Annotated in this window: 20 protein-coding genes and 1 tRNA gene; 4 read left to right on the top strand and 17 right to left on the bottom strand. The window is 65.1% G+C overall.

Translation table 11 applies throughout. The annotated features are described in order from the left end of the window. Window positions 1–2 precede the first annotated feature (2 nt). The gene (locus H1S04_RS03620) at window positions 3–1,052 is read left to right on the top strand and encodes a dipeptidase (RefSeq protein WP_181744175.1); all 1,050 of its coding nucleotides are present in this window, start codon (window positions 3–5) and stop codon (window positions 1,050–1,052) included. Here H1S04_RS03620 and H1S04_RS03625 read toward each other — a convergent pair. Genes H1S04_RS03625 through H1S04_RS03635 form a run of 3 tightly spaced genes read right to left on the bottom strand, consistent with a single transcriptional unit; the run spans window position 1,049 to window position 3,220 of the window. Beyond that, window positions 1,049–1,711 carry a thiamine diphosphokinase gene (locus H1S04_RS03625; protein WP_181744176.1) on the bottom strand — a complete coding sequence of 221 codons (663 nt, stop codon included), beginning with the start codon at window positions 1,709–1,711 and terminating at the stop codon, window positions 1,049–1,051. The two genes, H1S04_RS03620 and H1S04_RS03625, sit on opposite strands and share 4 nt — an antisense overlap. After that, window positions 1,708–1,923: a DUF2842 domain-containing protein gene (locus H1S04_RS03630; RefSeq protein WP_181744177.1), complete on the bottom strand. Its 216-nt coding sequence runs from the start codon at window positions 1,921–1,923 to the stop codon at window positions 1,708–1,710. Before H1S04_RS03630 ends, H1S04_RS03625 begins: the two co-directional genes overlap by 4 nt. Before the next feature lie 4 nt (window positions 1,924–1,927). Further along, a complete protein-coding gene (locus H1S04_RS03635) occupies window positions 1,928–3,220 on the bottom strand; it encodes an adenylosuccinate synthase (RefSeq protein ID WP_181744178.1) in 1,293 nt (430 codons plus the stop codon). Between the two features lie 226 nt (window positions 3,221–3,446). On the opposite strand from H1S04_RS03635, the gene H1S04_RS03640 reads away from it, so the two are divergent. Beyond that, window positions 3,447–3,677 (top strand): hypothetical protein, encoded by a 231-nt coding sequence (locus tag H1S04_RS03640; protein WP_181744179.1) that lies wholly within the window; start codon window positions 3,447–3,449, stop codon window positions 3,675–3,677. A 150-nt stretch (window positions 3,678–3,827) separates the two neighbouring features. On the opposite strand, the gene H1S04_RS03645 is transcribed toward H1S04_RS03640, so the two are convergent. The 5 genes from H1S04_RS03645 to H1S04_RS03665 form a co-directional block, all read right to left on the bottom strand. Next, entirely contained in the window at window positions 3,828–4,619 is a 792-nt protein-coding gene (locus H1S04_RS03645; RefSeq protein WP_181744180.1) for a class II glutamine amidotransferase, read from the bottom strand. Window positions 4,620–4,735: 116 nt separating this feature from the next. Continuing rightward, window positions 4,736–7,384 carry an alanine--tRNA ligase gene (alaS, locus tag H1S04_RS03650; protein WP_181744181.1) on the bottom strand — a complete coding sequence of 883 codons (2,649 nt, stop codon included), beginning with the start codon at window positions 7,382–7,384 and terminating at the stop codon, window positions 4,736–4,738. A gap of 84 nt (window positions 7,385–7,468) precedes the next feature. After that, the gene (glyS, locus tag H1S04_RS03655) at window positions 7,469–9,799 is read right to left on the bottom strand and encodes a glycine--tRNA ligase subunit beta (RefSeq protein WP_181744182.1); all 2,331 of its coding nucleotides are present in this window, start codon (window positions 9,797–9,799) and stop codon (window positions 7,469–7,471) included. After that, the gene (locus tag H1S04_RS03660; RefSeq protein ID WP_181744183.1) at window positions 9,799–10,284 is read right to left on the bottom strand and encodes a DUF6446 family protein; all 486 of its coding nucleotides are present in this window, start codon (window positions 10,282–10,284) and stop codon (window positions 9,799–9,801) included. The genes glyS and H1S04_RS03660 overlap by 1 nt, the downstream gene beginning before the upstream one ends. Then, a complete protein-coding gene (locus tag H1S04_RS03665) occupies window positions 10,281–11,213 on the bottom strand; it encodes a glycine--tRNA ligase subunit alpha (protein ID WP_181744184.1) in 933 nt (310 codons plus the stop codon). Before H1S04_RS03665 ends, H1S04_RS03660 begins: the two co-directional genes overlap by 4 nt. A gap of 111 nt (window positions 11,214–11,324) precedes the next feature. Here H1S04_RS03665 and H1S04_RS03670 point away from each other — a divergent pair, with 111 nt between their 5' ends. Continuing rightward, a complete protein-coding gene (locus H1S04_RS03670; RefSeq protein ID WP_181744185.1) occupies window positions 11,325–12,785 on the top strand; it encodes a peptidoglycan-binding domain-containing protein in 1,461 nt (486 codons plus the stop codon). A gap of 76 nt (window positions 12,786–12,861) precedes the next feature. On the opposite strand, the gene H1S04_RS03675 is transcribed toward H1S04_RS03670, so the two are convergent. From H1S04_RS03675 to H1S04_RS03715, 9 genes are all read right to left on the bottom strand, one after another. Next, window positions 12,862–14,313 (bottom strand): TrkH family potassium uptake protein, encoded by a 1,452-nt coding sequence (locus H1S04_RS03675; protein WP_181744186.1) that lies wholly within the window; start codon window positions 14,311–14,313, stop codon window positions 12,862–12,864. 80 nt (window positions 14,314–14,393) lie between these two features. Next, on the bottom strand, window positions 14,394–15,380 hold the full coding sequence (locus tag H1S04_RS03680; protein ID WP_181744187.1) for an ABC transporter ATP-binding protein: 987 nt from the start codon (window positions 15,378–15,380) through the stop codon (window positions 14,394–14,396). Continuing rightward, window positions 15,377–16,366, bottom strand: a complete 990-nt coding sequence (locus H1S04_RS03685) for an ABC transporter ATP-binding protein (protein ID WP_181744188.1) — start codon at window positions 16,364–16,366, stop codon at window positions 15,377–15,379. The genes H1S04_RS03680 and H1S04_RS03685 overlap by 4 nt, the downstream gene beginning before the upstream one ends. A 3-nt stretch (window positions 16,367–16,369) precedes the next feature. Further along, window positions 16,370–17,281, bottom strand: coding sequence for an ABC transporter permease subunit (locus H1S04_RS03690; protein WP_181744189.1), 912 nt, complete (start codon window positions 17,279–17,281; stop codon window positions 16,370–16,372). A gap of 3 nt (window positions 17,282–17,284) precedes the next feature. Further along, a complete protein-coding gene (locus H1S04_RS03695) occupies window positions 17,285–18,292 on the bottom strand; it encodes an ABC transporter permease subunit (protein ID WP_181744190.1) in 1,008 nt (335 codons plus the stop codon). An 84-nt stretch (window positions 18,293–18,376) separates the two neighbouring features. Next, entirely contained in the window at window positions 18,377–19,963 is a 1,587-nt protein-coding gene (locus H1S04_RS03700; RefSeq protein WP_181744191.1) for an ABC transporter substrate-binding protein, read from the bottom strand. Between the two features lie 170 nt (window positions 19,964–20,133). Beyond that, window positions 20,134–20,562: an ACT domain-containing protein gene (locus H1S04_RS03705; protein ID WP_181744192.1), complete on the bottom strand. Its 429-nt coding sequence runs from the start codon at window positions 20,560–20,562 to the stop codon at window positions 20,134–20,136. Between the two features lie 144 nt (window positions 20,563–20,706). Continuing rightward, window positions 20,707–20,781, bottom strand: a tRNA-Thr gene (locus H1S04_RS03710). Between the two features lie 210 nt (window positions 20,782–20,991). Then, entirely contained in the window at window positions 20,992–21,498 is a 507-nt protein-coding gene (locus H1S04_RS03715; protein ID WP_181745386.1) for an SH3 domain-containing protein, read from the bottom strand. Window positions 21,499–21,940: 442 nt separating this feature from the next. Here H1S04_RS03715 and H1S04_RS03720 point away from each other — a divergent pair, with 442 nt between their 5' ends. Next, window positions 21,941–22,933, top strand: coding sequence for a D-glycerate dehydrogenase (locus tag H1S04_RS03720; protein ID WP_181744193.1), 993 nt, complete (start codon window positions 21,941–21,943; stop codon window positions 22,931–22,933). Window positions 22,934–23,058: the final 125 nt, after the last annotated feature.

The following is a 23,058-nucleotide window of genomic DNA, read 5'->3' on the forward strand; positions in this document are numbered from 1 at the left end:
CGATGATCCCCGTTTTCGACGGCCATAACGATTTTCTGCAGCGTTTGGTCGAGGACGGGGCTGCGCCGCTGTCGGTCTGGGCCGAAGGCGACGGCACCGGCCATATCGACCTGCCGCGCCTGCGCGCGGGCGGCATGTTCGGCGGTTTCTTTGCGCTCTGGGCGCCGTCGCCGGCCTATGCGGACGGAATCGACTGGAAGGCGCGGCAGGAAAACCCGCCCTATGCGGTGCCGCTGGCCGACCCGGTCCCGACCGATGCCGGCATCGCCCATATGTTCCGGCTGACCTCGGCGCTGCTCGCGCTGGAGGAGACGGGCACCCTGTCCATCTGCCGTTCGGTCGACGAGATTCTGGCCGCGAAGGCTGCGGGCCGCATCGCGGTCATCCTGCACATGGAGGGCGCCGAGGGCATTTCCGATCCGGCGATGCTGCATCTGTGGCACCGAATCGGGCTGCGCTCGCTGGGGCCGGTCTGGTCGCGGTCGAACGTCTTCGGCCATGGCGTGCCCTTCGAATTCCCCGCCAGTCCCGATACCGGGCCGGGGCTGACGGCCGCCGGGAAGGAACTGGTCGCCGAATGCGACCGACTGCGGATTCTGCTGGATCTGGCGCATCTGAACCTGAAGGGGATCGAGGATATCGCCCGGATCAGCGGCGCGCCGCTGGTCAGCACCCATTCGGGCGCCCATGCCGTCAGCGCCTCGACCCGCAATCTGACCGATGCGCAGCTGGAACTGATCGCCGCGACCAAAGGGCTGGTCGGACTGAATTTCGCCGCCGGATTCACCCGTGAAGATGGGCGCCGCCTGCCCTTCGACGGCTTCGATCCCTATCTGAAGCACCTCGATCATCTTCTTGAAAAATTGGGAGAAGATGGCGTGGCTTTGGGGTCCGACTTCGATGGCGCGCAGATGCCCAACGACCTCGCCCAGGCCAGCGACCTGCCCCGGCTGATCGCGGCCATGCGTCAGCACGGCTATGGTGAGGCGCTGATCGAGAAGATCAGCTGGCGCAACTGGATGGATGTCCTGCGCCGGACCTGGGAACGCTAGTCCCGGCGCGCCGTCAGGGCCGTCAACGCCGCGCCCAGGCAGTCGCGCGGCAGCATCACCATCATCGGACCGTCCAGCACCAGCCGCACCGGGCCGGTGGCGCGGTTCGAGGTGCCGACGCGGCCGTCGGGGGCGAAGCGGATATTGTCGATGGGCCAGTGCAGCCCCTCCGACCGGCCGGTCACCGCGCCCATCGGGAACAGCGACACCCGCGTCCCCTCTGCCAGCGGCAGGCTCAGCTCGGGCGGGGCGAGGAAGACGATATCCTCGGCCGCGAGCATGATGCAGGGCGGCTGCGGATGCCGGACCATGACATTCACCGCGGCCAGCGTATGGTCCAGACGGCGCCCGGAAAAGCCCACGGCAATGACGAAATCGGCGCGGATATGGCGCAACGCCTTGGCGAAATCGGTGCTGTCCTGCTCGGCCACATGTCGCAGCCTGTCAGGGCCCAGCCTTTCGCGGGCGGCATCGCTGATGGAATCGAAATCGCCGATCGCCAGTTCGGGAAGATGCCCCAGGGCAATCGCGGCATCGGCCCCCCCGTCAGCCGCAACCAGAACCGGTGCAAGCTGCAGCGCCTGCGCCAGATCCTCGGGCGTGACGCCGCCGCCGCCGATCAGCGTGACGCCGCCCCGCACATGCAGGGGGACGCTCACTCCTCGCCCTTGCCGATGCCGGAAAAAACCCGCTTGAAGGGCAGGATCCACAGGATCCCGAGCCCCACAACCACCAGCAGTTCGCCCCAGATGGGCAACCGCCCCCAGGTGTCGTCGATCCAGGCCAGCAGCATCCAGGCGATGACGATATAGCCCGGAAGCCCCAGCAGCAGGATCAGCAGGGACAGCCTTTTGCGGGTCTTCAGATCCATCGGATCAATCCTCGAACGGATCGGTGACCAGGATCGTGTCGTCGCGTTCCGGGCTGGTCGACAGCAGGGCGACGGGGCACTGGATCAGCTCCTCGACGCGGCGGACATATTTGATCGCCGCCGCCGGCAGATCGGCCCAGCTGCGCGCGCCCGCGGTCGATTCCTGCCAGCCTTCCATCTCCTCGTAGATGGGCGTGACCTTGGCCTGAAGGGCGGCGGCGGTCGGCAGATAGTCATAGGTCTCGCCGTCGATTTCGTAGCCCACGCAGATCTTCAGCGTCTCGAACCCGTCCAGCACGTCCAGCTTGGTCAGCGCAATGCCGTTCACGCCCGAGATCGCACAGGTCTGCCGCACCAGCACCGCATCGAACCAGCCGCAGCGGCGCTTGCGCCCGGTCACAGTGCCGAATTCATGGCCGCGCTCGCCCAGACGCTGGCCGTCCTCGTCGAACAGCTCGGTCGGGAACGGGCCTTCCCCCACACGGGTGGTATAGGCCTTGACGATGCCCAGCACGAAATCGACCGCGCTCGGCCCCAAGCCAGTGCCGGTCGCGGCCTGCCCTGCGATGACGTTCGACGAGGTGACATAGGGGTAGGTCCCGAAATCGATGTCCAGAAGGCTGCCCTGCGCCCCTTCGAACAGGATGCGCTTGCCGGCGCGACGCGCCTCGTTCAGGATTTTCCAGACCGGAGCGGCGTATTTCAGGATCTCGGGGGCGATTTCGCGCAGGCTGGCCAGCACCACCTCGCGGTCGATGGGGTCCATGCCCAGACCGGCACGCAATGCGTTGTGATGAACCAGCGCGCGGTCAACGCGCAGCTGCAGCGTCTCGTCATCGGCCAGATCCGCCACCCGCACCACGCGGCGGCCGACCTTGTCTTCATAGCAGGGACCGATACCGCGGCCGGTGGTCCCGATACGCGCGACGCTGTTCTGCGCTTCGCGGGCCCGGTCAAGCTCGCCATGGAAGGGCAGGATCAGCGGCGTGTTTTCGGCGACCAGCAGGTTTTCGGGGGACACGTCCACGCCCTGTTCCCGGATCGCGGCGATTTCCTTGATGAGATGCCAGGGGTCCAGCACCACGCCATTGCCGATGACCGACAGTTTGCCACCGCGCACCACGCCCGAGGGCAGCGCATTCAGCTTGTAGACCTTGCCGCCGATGACCAGGGTGTGCCCCGCGTTATGGCCGCCCTGAAAGCGGGCGATGATCTCGGCCCGCTCCGACAGCCAGTCGACGATCTTGCCCTTGCCTTCGTCGCCCCACTGCGCGCCGACAACCACCACATTGGCCATGCTGCTTTCCTTTTCGCAATCAAGAATGCCGCAGCCCGTATAATCGCCTCGCGGCGGGGGGGAAAGCGTATTCGGCGCTGACGCAAATGCCTGATTTATGCCTGATTTGGCAGCATCCCGCCTGACGCAAAGCTGCATTGCAGCGAAAATTCTGGATATATCAGCCGCCCTGTCCTAATTTCATCTCAAGGGAGGAAACCATTCGGCACAATCGCAGAGGTTTCCAATGTCTGTTCAAACCACCAACCAACCCGCCGCCATCGGCACCGGCTTTCGCGCCTGGCTCGGCGCACTTCTGAACCGTCTCGGTCAGAACATGCAGCAATCCATGGAGCTGCGCTCGCGCCTCGACCAGTTGACGGCGCTGGAAAACAAATCCGACGCTGAACTGGCCAAGCTGGGCATCACCCGCGCCCAGATCCCCTATTACGTCTTCCGCGACCGGATCTGGCTCTGACCGCCACGCTGCTGCGGGTCTGATCTCTCGCATCAGGCTGTAAACCGGTGTTGTCCGCCCTTGGCGGGCCGCACATATCCGGCAGAGCGGCCGGAATGGACGGCGGACCGGCTTGAGCCATGAAGGCGGCGCAGCCGTTGTGGGGCCGCGTCACGCCACGGCTGCAACGGCCGGGGCAAAGGGCGTCATGCTGACGGCATCGCCCTCGAAAACGCAGAACGACCCCTGGGGAACCTCAAGCCAGTCGCATTCATCGGGTTCCAGCGGCTCGGACACCACGGCGCGGCCGCCGCGCGTGTCGGACCAGCGGTGAAAAAGCGTAGGCGCCGCATCATCCGAGGCATAACGCAGCGCGTAGAGGCGGTTCCCGTCCGAAAACGCCGCCGTCACCCGCACATGCGGCAGCGTGCCGCGGGCGCGGGCGAGCGCCTCCATCTCTGCCACCGCGCGATTCATCGCGCCTTTCGGATCGCGGTCCAGACCGTGGCCGAGCGCGATCAGAAACAGCGCCTCGCTGTCGGTGGCGCCCTTTCTGTGGGCGTAGAACGCATCGGGGATGATCATTTCGGCCGAGCGGCGCCAGTCGGTATAGCCGCCGAACTGGCCGTTATGCATGAAGCTCCACCGGCCGACGGCGAAGGGGTGGCAATTGTTGCGGCTGGTCGCGGTGCCTGTCGAGGCGCGGACATGGGCCATGAACAGGCCCGATTTCACCTGCCCAACCAGGCTTTTCAGGTTCGGGTCCGACCATGCGGGCATGGTATCGCGGTACAGGCCCGGCTCCTCCCGTTCGCCATACCAGCACAGTCCAAAGCCGTCGCCATTGACCGGAGTATGGCCGCGCATGGCGCTGACACTTTGATGGACCAGCGAATGGCCGGGGCGCGAGACGATATCCTCGAGAAAGATCGGTTGCCCGATATACGCTGCCCAACGACACATGCGACTGCCCCAATCCCCGCCTTTGCGGTGTCATTTTCCAATCGCTAGCACAGAAATGGAAACGGATCATCCGCTTCCGCAGATGACCCGTTCAACTTGCCGTATTTCCGGTCGCCTCAGGCCGCGGCGACCACGCCTTCGGCCGCTGCCAGCGCCGCTTCGGCGGCGTCCAGCGAGGGTGCGCCGCCTTGCGCGCGGTCGGGCCGGCCGCCGCCGCCCTTGCCGCCGAGCGCGGCGATGGCCGCCTGCACCAGCGTCACCGCGCTGATGCGGTCGACCAGATCGCCCGTCACGCCCGCCGCGACCGTGGCCTTGCCGTCGGCTTCGGCCAGAAGCACCACCGCGCCCGAGCCGAGCTTCTGCTTCATCTCCTCGACCAGCGGCGCCAGTTCCTTGCCGGACACGCCCTCGACCTTGCGGCCGATGAACTTGACGCCCGCCACATCCTTCGCCGCGTCACCGCCGCCCATCGCCATCTGGCGTTTCAGCGTCGCAAGCTCGCGTTCCAGCGCCTTGCGTTCGTCCGACAGCGCCTTGACGCGGGTGACGACCTCGCCCGCCTGCGCCTTCAGCAGGCCCGCGATTTCGGCCAGTTGCGCGTCCGAATTGCGCAGCTGATCCAGCGCCGCCTGGCCGGTCAGCGCCTCGATCCTGCGCACCCCCGCCGCCGAGGCGCTGTCGCCCAGCAGCACGAACATGCCGATATCGCCGGTACGCCCGACATGGGTGCCACCGCAGAGTTCCAGCGAATAGGTCTGACCATCCGCACCCTTGCCCGAACCCAGTTGCCTGCCCATCGAGACGACGCGAACCTCATCGCCATATTTCTCGCCGAACAGCGCCTGCGCGCCGATGGCGCGGGCATCGTCGGGGGTCATGATCCGGGTCTCGACGGGCGAGTTCTGGCGGATGAAATCGTTCACCTCGCCCTCGATCTTCGCCAGTTCCTCGCCGGTCACGGCATGATTATGGCTGAAATCGAAGCGCAGCCGGTCCGGCGCATTCAGCGAGCCGCGCTGCGCGACGTGATCGCCCAGCGTGCGGCGCAGCGCTTCGTGCAGCAGATGCGTGGCCGAGTGGTTGGCCCGGATCGCCCCGCGCCGGTTGTGATCGACCTCCAGCTTGGCGGCCTGCCCGCGCGAGATCTGGCCCATGGTCACTTCACCGACATGAATGAAGACGCCGCCCGATTTCTTGGTGTCGGAGATCCGCACCATGCCGGATTCGGTCTGGATCACCCCCATATCGCCGACCTGCCCGCCGGCTTCGGCATAGAAAGGCGTCTGGTTCACCACGATCTGGACGGTCTCGCCCTCCTTGGCGACCTCGATCGCCGCGCCGTCGCGGACCAGCGACAGAACCTGACCCTCGGCGGTTTCGGTATCGTAACCGAGGAACTCGGTCGCGCCGTGCTTTTCCGCCAGTTCGAACCAGATCGCCGCGTCCTTGGTTTCGCCCGAGCCGGCCCAGGCGGCCCGCGCCTTGCGCTTCTGCTCGTCCATGGCCAGGTCGAATCCCTCGGTGTCGACCGAGCGGCCCTTCTCGCGCAGCGCGTCCTGCGTCAGGTCCAGCGGGAAACCATAGGTATCATACAGCTTGAACGCCGCCTCGCCGGGCAGGTTCGCGCCCTCGGGCAGCTTCGCCAGTTCGTCGTCCAGCAGCCGCAGCCCGCGGTCCAGCGTCTGCCGGAACCGGGTTTCCTCGGAGCGCAGCGATTCCTCGATCAGCGACTGGGCCTGCACCAGCTCGGGATAGGCCGCGCCCATCTGGCGCACCAACGAGGGCACCAGCTTGTACATCACCGGATCCTGCGCCCCCAGCATATGCGCGTGCCGCATTGCCCGGCGCATGATGCGCCGCAGCACATAACCGCGCCCGTCATTGCTGGGCATCACCCCGTCCGCGATCAGGAAGCTGGTCGAGCGCAGATGGTCCGCGATCACCCGGTGATGGACCTTGCCCGGCCCGTCGGGGTCGGAACTGGTCGCATGGGCCGAAGCCTCGATCAGCGAACGCATCAGATCGGTGTCATAATTGTCGTGCTTGCCCTGCAGCAGCGCGCCGATGCGTTCCAGGCCCATGCCGGTGTCGATGGACTGCATGTCCAGATCGCGCATCGAGCCGTCCTCGAACTGCTCGTATTGCATGAAGACGAGGTTCCAGATCTCGATGAAGCGGTCGCCATCTTCTTCCGCGCTGCCGGGCGGGCCGCCCCAGATCGACGGGCCGTGGTCGTAGAAAATCTCGGTGCAGGGACCGCAGGGGCCGGTCGGACCCATGCGCCAGAAATTGTCGTCGGTGGCGATGCGGATGATGCGGTCGTCGCTGAGGCCCGCGACCTTCTTCCACAGGGCCGCCGCCTCGTCATCGGTGTGATAGACGGTGACCAGCAGCTTGTCCTTGGGGATGCCGAAATCCTTGGTCAGCAATTCCCATGCGAAGGGGATCGCATCGGATTTGAAGTAATCGCCGAAGCTGAAATTCCCCAGCATCTCGAAAAAGGTATGGTGGCGCGCGGTATAGCCCACATTGTCGAGGTCATTGTGCTTGCCGCCCGCGCGCACGCATTTCTGCGCCGAGGTGGCGCGCTGGTAATCGCCCTTCTCGACGCCGGTAAAACGGTTCTTGAACTGCACCATGCCCGAATTGGTGAACATCAGCGTCGGATCGTTCCGCGGCACCAGCGGAGAGGAGGCCACGACCTGATGGCCGTTGCGTTTGAAGAAATCGAGATAGGTCGAGCGGATGTCGTTAAGCGTCGGCATGATGTTCCTCGGGCGCGCGTTCCGTGGGCGTTTGGCCCTGATCTAGTGATGCGCGGGGCCGGAGTCCACGGCCCCGCGAAGGCGTTACCCCTCGATGCGGGTGAAATCGGCGATCTGGCGGCCCGCCTCGCGGATGCGGTGCAGCAGGTTCAGCCGGTTACGGCGGGTGACCTGGCTGTCGGTATTGACCTGCACCGTATCGAAAAACGCGTCGATGGGGGCGCGCAGCCCGGCAATGGCAGCCATGGCGGCGGGGAAGTCTTCCGATGCCGTGGCCTTGCGGATCCCCGGTTCGGCGGCGTCGAGGGCGGCGAACAGGGCGCGTTCCTCGTCTGTTTCGGCGAATTTCGGGTCCGCGCCGAAGGAGTATTCGACGCCGTCCTTCTCCTCGGCCTGCGCAAGGATGTTTCCAGCGCGTTTCAGCCCCTGGGTCAGGTTCTTGCCATCCTCGGTTCCCAGCATGTCGTTCAGCGCCGTGGCCCGGCGCGTGACCAGCACGAGATCGTCATTGCCGGGCAGCGCCAGCACCGCGTCGATCACGTCATGGCGGATGCCTTGGTCGCGGAGATAGACTTTGAGGCGGTCGTGGAGGAAGGAGAGGAGGTCGCGCGCTTTGCGGTCAAGTTCGTCAATTGTGTTGCGATGCCACCCATCCATGTGGTCCAGCACGACATCCATCGAGATTTCCGACATAGGGTTGTTGCGTATATACTCCGCATATCTCTGTTGATTATATGCTGATAGCTCGCCTCGATGCTGCTCAAGTAACTCAAGCGGACTGTATTGCTCAGCAAGGCCTGGCTCTTGTTCAATGATCTTTGCATAGCCACCGATGACATCTCGAAAAACACCGATGCGAGGTTCCTCGAGAAATTGACCAATCAGCTTTACCAAAAATGCGTATAGATCAATATTATGCTCATTGCTTTCTAGGAGGCGGATAACCCCCAACGCCGCCCGCCGCAGCGCAAACGGGTCCTTCGACCCGGTGGGCTTTTCATCAATCGCCCAGAAGCGGGTCAGCGTGTCGATCTTGTCCGCCAACGCCACGGCGACCGAGACCGGCGCGGTCGGCACGTCATCCGACGGCCCCAGCGGCGAGTAATGGTCGCGGGCGGCATCCGCGATAGCGGTGCGTTCGTCCGCTTCGCGGTCCTTCAGCGCCGCCAGCGCGTAATATCGCCCCATCACACCCTGCAATTCCGGGAACTCGCCCACCATCGAGGACCGCAGGTCCAGCTTGGCCAGCCTTGCCGCTTCCCCGGCCTGCGCAGGATCGGCGTCCACCAAAGGCGCAATCTCGCGCGCCAGCGCCGCAATGCGGGCCACGCGATCAGCCTGCGAACCCAGCTTGTTGTGGAAAGTCACGGATTTCAGCCCCTCGGCCCAATCCGTCATGCCCGATTTCGCCTCGCGCAGGTCGTTCTCCCAGAAAAACAGCCCGTCCGACAGCCGCGCCGCCAGCACACGCTGGTTGCCGGCAAGGATCAGGGCGCCGTCATCGGGGGCCTCGATATTAGCGACGGTGACATAGCCCTCGATCCGGCCGGTCTTGGGGTTGCGGGCCGAGAAGAATTTCTGATGCTCCTTCATCGAGGTCTGCAGCACCTCGGGCGGCAGCGCGAGAAAGCGTTCCCCGATCGCGCCCATCAGCGGCACCGGCCATTCGACCAGACCTGCAACCTCGGTCAAAAGACCCTTGTCCTCGACAATCTCCCAGCCGCGCGCGAAGGCCAGATTTGCCGCTTCCTGCGCAATCGCGGCCTCGCGTTCGCCCGCGTCCAGCATCACCTTGGCGCGGCGCAGCTTGGCGGCGTAATCGTCGAAATTCGTGACGGAGAAGGCGTCGGGCGCCATGAAGCGGTGCCCGCGCGTCGTGTCGCCCGACCTGATGCCGTCCACGTCCAGCGGCACGACCTGCGCACCCGCCTCATCCGACAGGATGCACAGGATCGAATGCAGCGGGCGCACCCACCGCAGCGAACCGCTGCCCCAACGCATCGACTTCGGCCACGGGAAATCGCGGATGGTCTTTTCCAGCACCTCGACCACGATTTCCGCTGCCGGACGGCCGGGGCGGTTCAGCACGGCGAAATAGACCTGCCCCTTCTTCTCGTCGCGGATTTCCAGCTGGTCCTTTGTCAGCCCGGTGGAACGCAAGAAGCCCTCCAGCGCCTTTTCGGGCGCATCGGTGCGGGGGCCCTTGCGTTCCTCCTTGACCGCTTTCGACGCATCGGTCAGCCCTTCGACCGACAGCGCCAGACGGCGCGGGGTCGAAAAGGCCCCGGCGCTGGCATAGGTCAGCCCGGCCTCGACCAGCCCGTCGGTCACCAGCTTCTTCAGATCCTCGCGGGCCTTCGGCTGCATGCGCGCCGGAATTTCCTCCGAGAAAAGCTCGATCAGAAGGTCGGCCATCAGTCCATCACTCCGCGTTCGGGGGTCTTGTCATTGATCTGGTGCCAGGCAAAGGCGCGGCCATCGGGATAGACGGCAATCACCCGGTCCACATCCGGGTGGATTTCCGACTGGCCGAGATAGGCCGTGGCCGCCCCGGATTCCAGATCGGCGGTCAGGGCCTTGGCGGAAAAGCAGGAAAACCAGTTTGGTCCAACCAGCGGCGTCGCGCCGTCGAAGGGGCGGGCGTTTTCCAGCGCGGACATGTCGGTGATGCGGAAGCAGGACCGATACCGCAGCGGGGAGCTTTCGGCGTCGATGCCGCGAAACTCGGTCACGGCCAGCGGGATCGGCTGCATGTCGTCGGCAACGGCATGAAGTTCGGCCGCCCCCGCAGCCTCGTCGACGGGCGTATAGAAGCCGTAGACCTGAAGATAATAGACCGCGAGGCCGGCCAGCAGCGCCGACAGCACGATCATCGAAGCCATGATTTTTCCCGCGCTCATGCCACGCCCTGCCCCAGCGGCGTCTGCATGAACAGATCGGCGCATTTCCTGGTCAGCGCGCGCACGCGGCGGATGTAGTCGGCGCGCTCGGTGACGCTGATGACGCCGCGCGCATCCAGAAGGTTGAACAGGTGGCTGGCCTTGATGGCCTGATCGTATGCGGGCTGGGCCATCAGGATATGCCGCCCGGCGCTGTCTTCGGGCGGCGCGCTGACGATGCGTTCGCATTCGGCCTCGGCGTCCCTGAAATGCTGGAACAGCATCGCGGCATCGGCGATCTCGAAATTCCAGCGGCTGTATTCACGTTCGGCCTCGCGGAAGATGTCGCCATAGGTCAGCGGGATCGGGCTGTCAGGATCGTTGAAGGGCATGTCCATGACATGCTCGACGCCCAGCACATACATGGCCAGACGCTCCAACCCGTAGGTCAGCTCGCCCGAGACCGGGTTGCAGTCATAGCCCGCGACCTGCTGGAAATATGTGAACTGGCTGACCTCCATCCCGTCGCACCAGACCTCCCAGCCGAGCCCCCAGGCGCCGAGCGTCGGGGATTCCCAGTCATCCTCGACGAAGCGCACGTCATGCGCCATCGGGTCAAGGCCGATGGCGCGCAGGCTGTCCAGATACAGTTCCTGCAGGTCCGGCGGCGAGGGTTTGATGATGACCTGATACTGATAGTAATGCTGCAGCCGGTTCGGGTTCTCGCCGTAGCGCCCGTCAGTCGGGCGGCGCGAGGGCTGGACATAGGCCGCAGCCCACGGCCGCGGCCCCAGCGAGCGCAGCGTGGTCGCGGGATGGAAGGTGCCGGCACCGACCTCCATGTCATAGGGCTGCAGGATCGCGCAGCCGCTTTTGGCCCAGTGGTTCTGAAGCCGCAGGATCACATCCTGGAAACATCGCGGCTTGTCATGGCTGCTGGGGCTGGTCATGGGGGCATCCTTTTTCGTATGTCTGCCGGAACGCCCGCGTGTTCTAGGCGCGGCGCGGGCCATGGTCAATCGGACCGGCACGGTGCGGATAACAAGCTGACGGGATACATGATGAAACGACTTGCCATTCTGCTGCTGAGCGTGGCGCTTCCGGGGGTGGCCGCGGCCGAGGATGTCTATATCCGCATCGAGGCCAAGCGCGGCGCCGAAGCTGCGATGACCGCCGCCGCCGGCTGGCAGGACCGCGTGGGCGATCTGCCGGCGGTGGTCTTTCCGCTGAACGCCACCTGGACGGCGATCGCGCTTGGACCGATGCCCCGCGAGGAGGCCGAGACCCGCATCGCCGCCCTGAAGGCAGCCGGCACCATCCCCGGTGACAGCCTGCTGACCCCGGCCGAGGGGATCACCCCCACCGCCCTTCCCGACGGGGGCGTCGACCGGACCGCCAACACCAGCGTTTCAGAACCCGTCACCGATCCCGCCGCCGGGACCGCCACGGGAACCGCGGCCGGCGCCTCGACCGCCGGGGTTGCCACCCCTTCCGACCCGGTTGCGGCGCCAACGCCGCCCGCGCCTGACCGTTTCATCCGCCTTGAAGCCTTTCAGGACCGTGCCGAGGCTGATACCGCGCTCGCCAAATGGCGCGAAACCATCCCCGAGGCCGGCCTGTGGCAATTGCCCGATGGTTGGTTCGCCATTGCTGTAGGCCCGCTGAGCGAGGCGGCCTCGGACCAATGGCGGAAGGCGCTGGCGGAAGGCAAGGCGATCCCCGAGGATAGTCTGGTCTCGCCCCTGACCGAGATGGGCAGCAACCTCACCCCCGGCTCCACGCCCGATTGGCCCGCCAATCCCGAAACGCCGCCCGAAATGCCACCGCTGGCCGAGGTGCAGGAACTGCTGAAATGGGTCGGCATCTATGATGGCGAGGTGGACGGCAAGTCCGGGCCGCAGACCCGCGCGGCCATCGCCGCCGGGGTGGCGTCGCAACGCAGCTCGGCCGATCCGGCGCTGGCGATGCGCGCGCTGGCAGAGGCGCGCGAGGCCTGGCGCGGGCAGATGGGGCTGGCGCCCCTGACGGACGATTATACCGGGTTGTCGCTGACCGCGCCAATGCAGCGCCTCGCGCATGAGCGGACCGAGCGCGCGCTGTCGATCTATGGTCCCAAGGACGAATCGGGCGCGGCGCTGATCCTGTTCTCGCAGCCCGGCGGCCAGCAGGAAATGCTGGACATGATGGGGCTGGTCACCGCGCTTGGCTGGGTGCCCGCGCCCGAGCGGGTGAGCAGCAAGGGCAAGGCCACGCTGTCGGGCCAGAACGAGACCCATATCGGGCGGGCCGAGGCGCGCGTGGCCGATGGCCAGGTCGAAGGCTGGGTGCTGATCTGGCCGGTCGAGGATGCGCAGAACGCCCCCCGCGTCGCCGCCGAGATTCGCGACAGCTTTGCCCGCGCCATGCCGACGCGTGCGGTGCGCGACGCGGAAACGGCCGCCCCGGTGGCCGGCGAAGGGACCGCTGACGGGACGACCGAAGGGGCGACCGCAGAAACCCCTGCGGTGACACCGGCAAACTGACGGCGACCCAGGGCGTCAAACAAGAATGGCAGACCGAAAAGGGCGCGCAAAGGCGCCCTTTTTGCATATGTCTGGCTCAGACCCGCCAGAAGCGCGGCAGCAGCAGGACGAAGACGCTGACCAGTTCCAGCCGGCCCAGATACATGCCGAAACTCATCAGCCATTTGGCCGATGTCGGGAACTGTTCGATGCTGCCATTCGCGGTGATCTCGGGGCCCCAGGCGGGTCCGACATTGGCGATGGCGGTCCAGGCGCCTGTCAGTGCGGTTTTCGGATGCAGCCCGGTCAGCGCCAGCCCCACGATCAGCAGCCCGAAGGTCAGGATGAACAGGGTGAAGAAGGCCATGACCGAGTCGATCACGTCAGGCTCCAGCCGCTTGCCGCCGAGGCGCAGGGGATACAGACGGTGCGGCGACTGCATCCGCTTGATCTGGGCGCGCACGGCCTCGAACAGCACCTGATAGCGGAAGATCTTGACCGAGCAGCCGGTCGAGCCGGTGCAGCCGCCGATCAGCGCGACACAGAACAGAATCGCAAAAGGCAGATGCCCCCAGTCAAGCACATTGGTCGAGGCAAAACCGGTGCCCGAAAAGATGGTGATGACGTTGAAGGTCGTCTCGCGCAGGATGTCCCAGGGCTGCGCGGTCTGGTCCATATAGAGCATCCGGTAGATGACGATCGCCCCCACCGCATAGAGGATCCAGCGCAGATAGGTGCGCACCTGCGTGTCACGCCACAGCGGCAGCGGATCGCCCCGCACGGCCTGAATCATCCGCACGAACGGGATCGAGGCCAGCACCATGAAGACCGACGACACCCATTCGGCCGGCCCGATATACTTGCCGAAGCTGGCATCGTAGTTGGAAAATCCGCCCGTGGAACAGGTCGTCAGGGCGTGGAAAACCGCGTCATAGAAGCCCATGCCGGTAACCATATACAGTCCCGCGCAGGCCACGGTGATGGCCAGATAGATCCAGGTCATTTCCGCCGCGATCTGTCCGGCACGGGGCAGCACCTTGCCTAGGGTATCGAACCCTTCCGAGCGGAAGAACTGCATCCCGCCCACCTTCATCACCGGCAGGAACACCATCGCCACCACCACGATCCCGAGGCCGCCCGACCATTGCAGGATGGCGCGCCACATATTCGCGCCGGGCGGCAGCGTATCCAGCTGCGGGATGACGGTGGTGCCGGTCGTGGTCAGCCCCGACATGGATTCGAAGAAAGCGTCGGTAAAGCTCAGCCCCGGCGCGCCGATCATCATCGGCACCGCCCCGATCAAGGGCAGCACCAGCCACAGGCCCGAGGTCAGCAGGAAACTCTGTTCGATGGTCAGGCTGCGCTCTGCCGATGCGGTGGCCGCCACCACCATGGCCGAAATCACCACCACCAGCACCATGGATTGCGCCATGCGGATCCAGTTCGGATCGCCCGCCGCATAGTCGATCAGAGTCGGGAAAACCATCATCGCCCCAAGGGCCACGCTGATCCTGCCGATGGTGTGGGCGACGGGGCGGACATCAATCATGCGACTTGATTGCCGCGCCGCCCCGGCAGCGTCAAGCGCTGGCGGATGGCCGGGCCCGATAGCCCGGCCCCCCGCGTCCATCAGGCCGCAGCCGTCTCGTCCTCGGGCACCGGATTGTGGCAGGCATAGCAATGCCCATGCCCCTGCAGCTCCGGCTCGACCGTGGTGCAGATATCCAGCCTGCGCCAGCAGCGCGGGTTGAACGAACAGCCTTCGGGCTTGTTCATCGGCGAGGGCAATTCGCCCTTCAGCTTGATCCGCTCCTTGCGCATCAGGGGATCGGCCACCGGCGTCGCCGACAGCAGCGCCTTGGTATAGGGGTGGCGCGGATGCTCGAAGATCTGCTCCTTCGGGCCGATCTCGACCGGCTGGCCCAGATAGAGGACCAGCACCTCGTCGGCAAGGTGGCGCACCACCGACAGATCGTGGCTGATGAACAGATAGGCCAGGTCCATCCGCTCCTGCAGATCCATCAGCAGGTTCAGCACCTGGCTCTGGATCGACAGATCCAGTGCGGACACGGGTTCATCCAGCACCAGAATCTTCGGCTCCAGCATCAGGGCGCGGGCCACAGCGACGCGCTGGCGCTGCCCGCCCGAGAACATGTGCGGATAACGCTCGAAATGTTCGGGGCGCAGGCCGACCATGCCCAGCATCTCGCGGGCGCGCTTTTCGCGTTCCGCCGCGCCGATTTCGGGGCGGTTCAGCAGCAGCGGCTCCATCAGGGTCTGGCCGATGGTCTGCCGCGGGTTCAGGCTGCCGTAAGGGTCCTGAAACACGATCTGGACCATGGCGCGCAGGTCGCGGTCGCGGCTGGCGCCTTCGGGGCCGATCTTGCGGCCACCGATGATCAGCTCGCCATCGGTGGGCGCCTCGATCATGGTGACGACACGTGCCAGCGTCGACTTGCCCGACCCCGATTCGCCCACCACGGCCAGCGTCTTGCCCGGTGTCAGCGTAAAGCTGGCCCCGTCGAGCGCGCGGACAATGGCGTTGGGCTTCATGAAACCGCCCTTCACCTCGTAATGGCGTTTCAGGTTGGTTGCGGTGAGGATCGGTTCGCTCATGCGGCGGTCTCCTTGCCGGTGGGCAGGCCATCAATCAGCGGATAGTGGCACAGCGCATAGCCAAGATCGGCGGACGCCGGCCGTGGACGTTCAGCGATGCAGCGCGCATCGGCAAATCGGCAGCGCGGCGAGAACAGGCAGCCATGCGGGCGGTCGAACTGGCCGGGCACGACACCCGGAATGGTCGGCAGCCGCTTTTCCGTCGCCCGTTCGGGCAGCGCCGCCAGCAGCGCCGCCGTATAGGGGTGATGCGGGTTTTCGAACAGCCCGTCCACCTCCTGCAGCTCGACCCGCTGGCCGGCATATTGCACCTGCACCCGCTGCACGGTTTCGGCCACCACGCCCATATCATGGGTGATCAGCACCAGCGCCATGCCCGCGTCCCTCTGCAGATCGGTCAGCAGTTCCAGTATCTGCGCCTGAATGGTCACGTCGAGCGCCGTCGTCGGTTCGTCGGCGATCAGCAGCTTGGGCTTGTTCGCCAGCGCCATGGCGATCATGGCGCGCTGGCTCATCCCGCCCGACAGCTGATGCGGATAGGCCTGAAGGCGTTTTTCGGGCGCCGGGATGCCCACCTGCCGCATAAGTTCGACCGCGCGGTCCTGCCGCTGGCTGCGGTTCAGATCGGTATGCTTGCGCAGCGTTTCCTTGATCTGCCAGCCGATGGTGAAGGCCGGGTTCAGGGAGGACATCGGTTCCTGAAAGATCATGGTGATGTCCTTGCCGATGATCCGGCGCCGCGCGCGGGCCGAGATCTTGCGCAGGTCGTGGCCGTCGAACTCCATCTTGTCGGCGGTCACGGTGGCGGTCCAGGGCAGAAGCCCCATCAGCGCCAGCATGGACACCGACTTGCCGGAGCCGGATTCGCCCACGATCGCCAGCAGTTCGCCTTCATCGACGGTCACGTCGACCCCGTCCACCGCCCGGAACTTGCCCGAATGGGTGGCGAATTCGACAGAGAGATTGCGGATTTCCAGAAGGGCCATGGCTCAGCTCCGCTTCAGTTTCGGGTCGAGCGCGTCACGCAGACCGTCGCCCATCAGGTTGATGGCCAGAACCGTGACCAGAATGCACAGGCCGGGGAAGGTCACGACCCACCAGGCGCGCAGGATGAACTCGCGCGATTCGGCCAGCATGGTGCCCCATTCCGGCGTCGGCGGCTGCGCGCCCATGCCCAGAAAGCCAAGCGCCGCGGTGTCCAGAACGGCGGTCGAGAAGGACAGCGCTGCCTGCACGATGATCGGCGCCAGACAGTTCGGCAGCACGGTGCGGAACATGATCCGCAGTTTCCGGCCGCCGGCCACGCGGGCGGCGGTCACGTAATCCTTGGATCTCTCGGTCAGCACGGCGGCACGGGTCAGGCGCACGAAATGCGGCTGCAGCACGATGGCGATGGCGATCATCGCATTCAGCAGGCTGGGCCCGAGGATGGCGACCAGAACCAGCGCCAGCAGCAGGCTGGGGAAGGACAAAACGATGTCCATCAGCCGCATGATCAGCGTGTCGAGCCAGGTCGGCGCAAAGCCCGCGATGACGCCCAGCAGCACCCCGCAGGTGGTGGCCAGCGTGACCACGATCAGGCCGATGAAGAAGCTGTAACGCGCGCCGAAGATAAGCCGCGACAGCAGGTCGCGACCCAGCGCATCGGTGCCCAGCAGGAAGCGGGTGGATCCGCCTTCCTGCCAGAAGGGCGGCACCAGCAGCGCGTCGCGATACTGCGCGTCAGGGGCATAGGGCGCCAGCACCGGCGCCAGCAGCGCCACCACCAGAAAGCCCAGGAACACGAACAGCCCGATGACCGCGCCACGGTTCTCGCGGAACGAGGACCAGAATTCGCGCAGCCGCGAGGGCGGCGCCTTGAAGGTTTGTTGCGGGACGGGTTGGCTGGCAGAATCGGTCATGTCTCAGCCCTTTCGAATCTTGGGGTTGATCAGGCCATAGAGCAGGTCGACGATCAGGTTGACGACCATCACCACCAGCGCGATCAGCAGCAGGCCGCCCTGCACCACCTGATAGTCGCGGCGGAAGATCGAATCGACCATCCACTTGCCGATGCCGGGCCAGGAAAAGATCGTCTCGGTCAGGATCGCCCCCGCCAGCAGCGTGCCGACCGACAGACCGATCACCGTGACGACCGGGATCAGCGCGTTGCGCAGCGCATGGACGCCATTGACGCGGGCGGGCGACAGACCCTTGGCGCGGGCCGTGCGAACGTAATCATCGCCCAGCACTTCCAGCATCGCCGAACGGGTCTGGCGCGCGATCACCGCCAGCGGGATCGTCGCCAGCGCGATGGTCGGCAGGATCAGATGCGTCACCGCCGAGCGGAAGGCACCCGACTGGCCCGACAGCAGGCTGTCGATCAGCATGAAGCCGGTGGGACCATTGATGAAATACATCAGCCCCATGCGACCCGAAACCGGCGTCCAGCCCAGCCAGCCGGAAAAGACGATGATGAGCAGCAGCGCCCACCAGAAGATCGGCATCGAATAGCCGACCAGGGCGGTGGACATCAGCGCCTGATCGAAGAACTTGCCGCGATTGACGGCGGCAATGACGCCGGCCGGAATGCCGATGATCGTGGCCAGGATGATGGCGCACAGCCCCAGCTCGACCGTTGCGGGGAACAGGGACATGAACTCGGTCAGCACCGGCTTCTTGGTCACGAAGGAGGTGCCCAGATCGCCGTGGAAAATTCCCCAGACGTAATCCAGATATTGCTGCCACATCGGCTTGTCGAAGCCGAACTGCGCGCGCAGTTGTTCATAACGTTCGGCGCTGACGCCGCGTTCACCGGCCATCAGCAGAATGGGATCGCCCGGCAACAGGCGGATGAAGGCGAAAGCGATCAGCGTGACACCGATGAAGGTGGGCACGAAGGTCAGCAATCGACGGGTGAGAAAGCTCAGCATCGGTGGCCCCGGGCTTGGCGAAATACGAAAACGATGCGGCCGGGCAGCGTATCGCCACCCGGCCGCTCAACTGAAGTGTAGCGCTTATTCGGCCAGGCTGACACCGTAGAAGACGTGACCGCCGAACGGATCGATCTTGTAGCCCTGCACCTTGGAGCTGATCGGCTCGTTCACCACCGAATGGGCGATGGTGTTCCACGGAGCCTGTTCCTTGAAGATGACCTGCGCCTGTTCATAGAGCTTCGCGCGCTCATCCTGATCCGAGATTTCCTTGGCCTGCTTGATGATGCCGTCGAATTCCTCGTTGCACCATTGCGCGCGGTTGGCGTCGCCCACCCCGTCGCAGCCCAGCAGCACGGCCAGGAAGTTGTCCGGGTCGCCATTGTCGCCGGTCCAGCCCAGCAGAACCGCACCGTCGCGATCCTCGGCTTTCGAGCGTTCCAGATACTCGCCCCATTCGTAGGAGACGATCTCTGCCTTCACCCCGACCTTGGCCAGATCGGCCTGCATCATCTCCGCCATGCGGCGGGCGTTCGGGTTATAGGGACGCTGCACCGGCATCGCCCAGATCTTCATCGACAGGTCCTTGACGCCGGCGGCTTCCAGCGCGGCCTTGGCCGCTTCCGGGTCATAGACATCATCGACGATGGCGTCGTTATAGGACCACATGGTCGGCGGGATCGGGTTCTTGGCGACTGCGCCCGCACCCTGGAAGATACCATCGACGATGGCCTGCTTGTCGATGGCCTGGTTCAGGGCCTTGCGGACCTCGGGCTTGTCGAACGGCGGCTGCTTGGTGTTATAGGCCAGATAACCGACGTTCAGACCTTCCTTGGTCATCACGTTGATGTTCGGGTCGGATTTCATCGCTTCCAGATCGGCCGGGTTCGGATAGGCCATGACCTGGCATTCGCCGGCCTTCAGCTTCTGGAACCGGACCGAGGCGTCGGGCGTGATCGCGAAGATCAGGTTCTCGATCGCCGCCGGCTCCTGCCAGTAGTCGTCGTTGCGCACGTAGCGGATCACCGCGTCCTTCTGATAGCCAACGAATTTGAACGGGCCGGTGCCGATGGGTTGCTGGTTGAACAGCTCGGGCGTGCCGGCTTCGATCAGCTTGTCGGCATATTCTTTCGACCCGATCGAGGCGAAGGCCATCGCGAGGTTGGCGATCATCGGCGCATCGGGGCGGTTCAGCACGAATTTGACCGTATAGTCGTCGACCTTCTCGATCGACTTGATCAGATCCGGCAGCGACATCGAGTTGTAATACTCGTAGCTCGCGCCCGGCGTCATCTGATGATAGGGGCTGTCGGTCTTGCCCTGGCGTTCAAACGTGAAAATCACGTCATCAGCGTTGAAATCACGGGTCGGGGTAAAGAAGTCGGTGGTGTGGAATTTCACGCCCTTGCGCAGCTTGAACGTGTATTCCAACCCGTCATCGCTGACCTCCCAGCTTTCGGCCAGGCCCGGCTCGACCGTGGTTTCGCCATGCGTGAATTCCACCAGCCCGTTCATCACGTTGCGCGCCGAGGCGTCAAACGTGGTCCCCGACGTGTACAGCGCCGGGTCAAAACCTTCGGGTGAACCTTCGGAACAATACACCAGATTCGCAGCCGAAGCAGCCGAGCCCATCAGCATGGCGCCCAGGCTGAGTGCGATAATTTTCTTCATTCTTTATCTCCTGTTGGACAATGGTCCGCTCTGGCGGAACCGTTCCTGCGGACAAGTTGCCTCATACAAGGGCAATATTGCAAGCAAGATAGTTGCGCCCGCTGTGCAGGGCCTTGACTGCCATCGGGCGCCGCCCTGCGGCGAAATACGGATTCGCCGTCATCGCGGGATCACCCCTCGCCCTCGGCCTGTTGCTGCAGCGCCACCAGCAGCGCCAGCGCCTGCGGACCCAGATGCGCGGGGACGAAAAGATGGTCGTGGTGATAGGCGGCGATGACGTTGCAGGGGATATTCGCCTCCGCCAGCGCCGCGGCGACCGCAGCCGTCAGCCCCACCCCGTTCAGCGCCGAAAAGACATTGAGCACGATTCTCGCCATCGGCAGGCTGGTGTCGAAGCCGTATTCAACCGCATCCTCGACCCGCAGCACCAGGGTCAGCCCTTCGTCTTCGCGAAAGATGGCGATCGCGCGCCCGATCCTGTCGCCGACCGGCGAGGCCGACGGTGTGGTGCAGAAGACATAGGCCTCGGGGCGCAGTTCCGGTGACAACCCGGAAAACATGGCGCCCGGTTTCTGTCTGTTCTCCGATGCTGCAGACATGATCGCCCCCTAATTTGGCGTGGCCGCATGACGGCTGAGAAATGAATGGCATATTCTGACCATACAGGGACGACATGCCGCAACACGCACCCGCAAAACTGGTGAACATACCATTCAGGAAATCAGATCATCCTGAGGGAAAGATGGTGCTGTGAGAGAGGATTGAACTCTCGACCTCTCCCTTACCAAGGGAGTGCTCTACCACTGAGCTACCACAGCGCCGGTTGGTCTTTTGACCGTGGGGGCGATTTAGACGAGGGGGCCGGAGGGCGCAAGAGGCTTTCGCAAGTTTTCCGCACAGTTTTCGGCCGTGATCGGCAGGCCGCTGTTGCGCCCCCGCGGCCATGGTTGGCGTCGCCGGCCGCCGGAAAGGAAACACGCCGCCAACCCCTCGGTGCGCGGCGCGCGTTGCCGGCCAATCAGAAGGAATCAGTCGCGAATTTCTTCCGCGTCGACGCCCCAGATGGCGGCCTTCTCGACCCAGCCCTTCGCGCCCCCGCCAGAAATCTGGCACCAGTTGATTTCGCATTTGCCCAGCCGGACAATCGCACCCCCCTCGGCCACGGCGATGACGCCGGCATTCAGGTCGGGCCGCCCCCGCAACTCGACCATATCCTGCTGGACGATGGCCGTGCGCACACCCGACAACAGCTGGTAATGCACCCAGCCGCCGGCGCCGTCGCGGTCCTCGACCCGGCGCCAATGACCGAACTCGCCCACCACGCGCAGGGGCATCCCGGCATGGCGGAAAACCCAGTCGATGCGATGCGACAGCGACGGGCCGCGCCGGACATTACCCTCATTGCCCTTCAGCGAGACATAGCGCGGCACCGGCAGCCGGGTGACCGGCCCACGCACCACCTCGGCCGCAGCGGGTGCGGGCTGAAGGGCGGCAAGCTGCGCCGGGCGCGCCGCCGGTCTGGGAACCTCGGGCATCACAGCCTCGGCGGCGGCCGGGTCGGGCGCGGCAGGTGCCATCGCCACTGGCGCGGCCTGATTTTCCGGTTGGGGGGCGGCCGCGTCGTGATTGCTCAGCGCATGGGCGGGGGCCAGCACGCTGAAGACCAATGCCGCCGCCCCTGCCCCCAGCATCGCCTTCGCCCGCCAGCCAAGCCCATGCCAAACCGCGCCGAGACCCGAGGCCTGCCGACCCCGCCCGAAACCCGATCTCTTCGCCGAGCCAATTGCCCGCCGGAATGACGGAGAGATATGTGCCATCCGCTCTACCTGCCCTCGCAGCGGTCGTTGCCGCCGTTGTTCCGCGACTTGCGCCGCCTGCCTCGCTGCCGCGTCGTTGCGCGGCGTTCGGGGTCTTGTGCCTGCGCCCCGATGCGGTGAAGCTTGCCGCAATGCGCCCCGAGTTGGAAGGGAGGATGCGATGACCGGCACCAATTCGCGGCTGCGTGTGGCCGTTACGCGACGCTTGCCCGACCCGGTGCAGGCGCGCATGTCCGCACTTTTCGATGTCACACTGAACGAAGACGATCACCACCTGACCCGCGACGAACTGGTCGAGGCGCTGCAAAACAACGACGTCATCGTGCCCTCGCTGGCGGATCGACTTGACGGGCCGCTGCTGGATCAGGCGGGGCCGCGCCTGAAGCTGATCGCGAATTACGGCGCCGGCACCGATCACATCGACCTGAACCATGCCCGCCAGCTGGGGATCACGGTCACCAACACCCCCGGCGTGCTGACTGAGGACACCGCCGACATGACACTGGCCCTGATCATCGCCGTGACCCGTCGTCTGGCCGAGGGGTTGGCCGTGATGCAATCGGGCAACTGGGAGGGGTGGTCGCCTACCGCCTTTCTGGGCGGCCGCATTGGCGGGCGCAAGCTGGGCATCGTCGGCATGGGCCGAATCGGCCAGGCCGTGGCGCGCCGCGCCCGCGCCTTCGGAATGGAGGTGCATTACCACAGCCGCACCCGCCTGCGCCCGGAAACCGAGGCCGAGCTCGGCGCGATCTGGTGGGAAAGCCTCGACTGGATGCTGAGCCACATGGACATCGTCAGCATGCACGTCGCCCACAGCCCGGCGACCTTCCATCTTCTGGGCGCGCGCCGGCTGAAGCTGCTGAAACCCTCGGCGGTGGTCATCAACACCTCGCGCGGCGAAGTAATCGACGAAAATGCGCTGACCCGGATGCTGCGCGCGGACGAGATCGCGGGCGCGGGACTGGATGTCTATGAACACGGCCACGAGGCCAACCCGCGCCTGCGCAACCTGCCCAATGTCGTGCTGTTGCCGCATATGGGCAGCGCCACCGTCGAGGGCCGGATCGAGATGGGCGAGAGGGTGATCGAGAACATCCAGACCTTCGCCAATGGCGACAGCCCCCCAGATCTGATGCGACCGGAAATGCTGTAACACTCAAGCTGACATCGGCAGCGTCGGGATCGTGCGGCCCGCGCCGATAAGGCCCGCAAAAGATCAGAGCCGCCCCATCAAGGGCGGCTCCGGTTCAATCGTTGGTGCCTTCAATGTCCTGCGCT

The organism is Paracoccus sp. S1E-3, assembly GCF_013868135.1.
Taxonomy (GTDB): Bacteria; Pseudomonadota; Alphaproteobacteria; order Rhodobacterales; family Rhodobacteraceae; genus Paracoccus.